The sequence below is a fragment of the Pseudomonas sp. AKS31 genome, from assembly GCF_023634765.1.
Taxonomy (GTDB): Bacteria; Pseudomonadota; Gammaproteobacteria; order Pseudomonadales; family Pseudomonadaceae; genus Aquipseudomonas.
Genome location: NZ_JAMLFX010000006.1, coordinates 86,535 through 87,189 on the forward strand (window position 1 = coordinate 86,535; position 655 = coordinate 87,189).

Here is a 655-nt window from a genome sequence, read left to right on the forward strand (position 1 = left end):
CAGCGTGATGCTGATCCCGGCGGCGAACAGCATGCCGGCCCAGGACAGGTAACTGAATTCGGGTTCGTCGTGGTCGGCACCGAGTTTTATCTTGCCGTAGCCGGATAAGGCGGTGACCACCACGAAGACCAGATACAGGGTCATCGCGAGCATGTAATACCAGCCGACCGTATTGGCCGCCCAGTTTTGCGCTTGCAGCAGCCAGGCGCCTGCCTGCTCAGGCATGGCGATAACAACGAGACCAAACAGCAGAATGACCGTCGCGGCGAAATAGAACACCGGCGGATTCATGCGTACCAGACCGCTGGCGGGGGTAGACGATGCACTCATGAAACGTGCACCTCGAGGGGTTGAAACGTGGCTGAAATGATCGGACTCAGCAAAGGCAAGCCTCCTGTTGTGAGCGGGCAGCGAACCACCGGTTTAACTTGAATGAACGTTCAAGTTAAACATGGATAGGGTGGTAAGGACTAATCGTACGGCTAGGCGGTAGTTTTCCTACGGTAGCCCAAGGAGGTGTATGACGCGGGTTTGAGGGTATTCGTTCACTGGAGATTTGGCTGATTGCCATTATCTTGATTTGGTCTGAAAACCATTCGCGAGCAGGCTCGCTCCCACCTTTGAAACGCATTCCAGTGTGGGAGCGAGCCTGCTC

1 protein-coding gene is annotated in these 655 nt (G+C 55.6%); it reads right to left on the bottom strand.

What is annotated here, in order from left to right; all coding sequences use genetic code 11:
- On the bottom strand, nt 1-291 hold a 291-nt coding region (locus M9827_RS17980; protein ID WP_250606528.1), incomplete at its 3' end, for a BCCT family transporter.
- Between the last annotated feature and the right edge of the window lie 364 nt (nt 292-655).